General features: G+C 59.5%; 3 protein-coding genes. All 3 read right to left on the reverse strand.

Features of this window, described 5'->3' with window-relative positions:
- A partial coding sequence (locus tag CZ787_RS02365; protein ID WP_087105793.1) for a phage tail tape measure protein occupies positions 1-1,627 on the reverse strand: 1,627 nt, incomplete at its 3' end.
- Positions 1,628-1,644: 17 nt separating this feature from the next.
- Entirely contained in the window at positions 1,645-1,959 is a 315-nt protein-coding gene (locus CZ787_RS02370) for a DUF1799 domain-containing protein (protein ID WP_087105795.1), read from the reverse strand.
- A 47-nt stretch (positions 1,960-2,006) separates the two neighbouring features.
- Positions 2,007-2,317: hypothetical protein (locus CZ787_RS18780; RefSeq protein ID WP_176372159.1), on the reverse strand; the 311-nt coding region annotated here is incomplete at its 5' end.

A 2,317-nucleotide genomic window follows, 5' to 3' on the forward strand; every position in this document is an offset into this window, starting at 1 on the left:
CACCAACCAACAAGCCCAGAGGGCCGCCCATCAGCATCAACGCACCTGTGGCTGCACGAGTCGCACCCGCCATTGCCGTCGCTGCCGCTGCTTGGCGCGTGGTGGCACCGGTCAGTAGATTAAGCGTGCCGGTCGTCGTGGCCGCAATGGCGGCTTTGGCGGTGAGCGCTGCTTGGCTGGCCGCGATAGCACCTACATAACGGCCAGCCATAATGCCGCCGGTGATGATCAACGCATCGCCCAGCAGGTCGATGCCGCCCGCTAACGCCTCAATGCGGGCTACCTGTTCATCGGTCAGATCGTTGGCTTCTGCCAGCGCTGGCAGCATGTCGTTGTAAACGGCCAGCACGCCGGTGGCGTTATCAACCACCAGCCCGAAGGCGCCGCTTACACCGCTCTCACCCAGCTGGAGAATCGACTCGCTCAGCATTGAATTGAAGCCACGGATGGAGCCTGTCAGGCCCGAGCCGATGATCAGCGCCATCCGTTCGACTTCGCCTTCAACACTATTCAGCTCACCACTGAACTCACGCACACGGCCCGCGCCGGCTGCGAGGATCTGCGCGGCGGCACCGGCCTCACTGCCGAAGATGGCGAAGGCATCCGCTGTGGACATGTTGGCGTCACGAATCCGCTCCAGCACCGTCTCCAGGCCGTGAGCTTCGATATTGACGTCTTCTATCGTGAGGCCGTAATTAGCCAGCACACCAGCCGCTTGAGGTGTCACGTTGGAAAGCTGACGGATAATGCCGATTAAGCCGGTACCAGCACGGCTGGCTTGCAGGCCCGCATCAGACAGCACGCCGATAGCGGCAGAAGTGGTTTCAATGCTGATGCCAGCAGAGGCGGCGAAAGGCCCAGCGTAGGAAAACGCTTCACCCAACTGCATGATATTGGTGTTGGAACGTGCTGAGGTCGCGGCCATCACGTCGTTAACGCGATTTAGCTGGTCAACTTCCATCCGCATGCCGCCGAGCACGTTGGATGCGATGTCGGCCGCTTGGGCAAGATCCATCTGGCCAGCCGTTGCCAGGCTTAAAACGCTGGGCGTTGCGGCCAGCACTTCGTTAACGTCAAACCCTGCCTGGGCCAGGAAACGTTGGGCATCTGCCGACTGCTTGGCAGAGAACATGCTGGTAGCGCCAAGGCTACGCGCCTGTTGTTCAAGCTGAGCTATCTCACCGACTGTGGCACTGGAAACTGCCTGAAGCCCCAAAATGGAGTCTTCAAAGTCGGCGGTTTGAGAAATGATGCTGCCAAAACTGAGGCCGCCCGCCATGGAGACGAGCGCCATTACCACCCCGAGTGCAACAGAACGCAGGCGGTTTAAATGTGAGGATACGGTCTGGGCCTGCGCGCCAGTTTGCGCTAGTGCCTGTGATGCCTGACGCCCACCCTGATCGGTTTCAGTACCGAAGGTGCGTGCTTCTTGCCCCGCATCGCGTAAATGCTCGGAAACGGTACCCGCCTGGCGACCAGGTGCCGCCAGTGAGGTTTCGGCCCGCTTACTTTCCCGCTCTGTCGTAGCGCCAAACTCCCGCACGTCACCCTGGGCATCCTTGAGAGTGCCTGAGAGCTGGCGACCATCGCCAGTTAGGGTAACGCTAAGCGTTAGATTGTTGTTCAAAGCCAGGCCTTCTAACGTTAGTTGCGGGGTTCATTCATGACGCTAAGCGCGCCGCGCTCAATGAGCTGTACCTGATCAAGCCGTTCTAGCTGCTGCTCTGGTGGCAATCTGTAGAGGCTGATCACGCTGATCACCGCTTGTACATCCAGCCCAGTGGGGCCGCCCATGCCTGCAAAGCGCCACTGGCGGGAACAGCGCAGGAAGATCTGAACGGCGTCCCAGTTTTCCGGCAGCACATCGAAGAGATCCGGCTCTGCATCGGCTGCCTCGACTTCTTCGGCCAGTTCGCCGCCCAGAGTGATGCCTAGCGCGGCGAGGTCATCCTTGACCAGATTGGGCTGAGCCGTGCTGGCCTCAGCCCAGTGCTTACCGGCGTCGACTAGATTCGCCCACGGTTCTTTTTTGAAACGCTCTCCTGATAGGCGGTGATCAGCGCCGTTGAGATCGCCGGATCGTTTTTGGCGGCATGCAGCAGGTCGTCACCTTCCAGTGCTTTGCCTTCGTCATCCGTTAGGCAAATGTCTTCAACGCCCTTTAGCACTTCGTCGAGAAGCAGCGTATCGGCAGGCATGTCGCGCAGTTCGTTCTGGGGCTTCACTTTGAACGTGGCTTTGAATTTGCCGGTGTTTTCCTTGCCGTTTTCGTCATACACGGTAAGGGCAACGGGGAACTTGTAGGTGCGGCCTGTAT

The organism is Halomonas citrativorans (genome assembly GCF_900163645.1).
GTDB lineage: Bacteria > Pseudomonadota > Gammaproteobacteria > Pseudomonadales > Halomonadaceae > Vreelandella > Vreelandella citrativorans.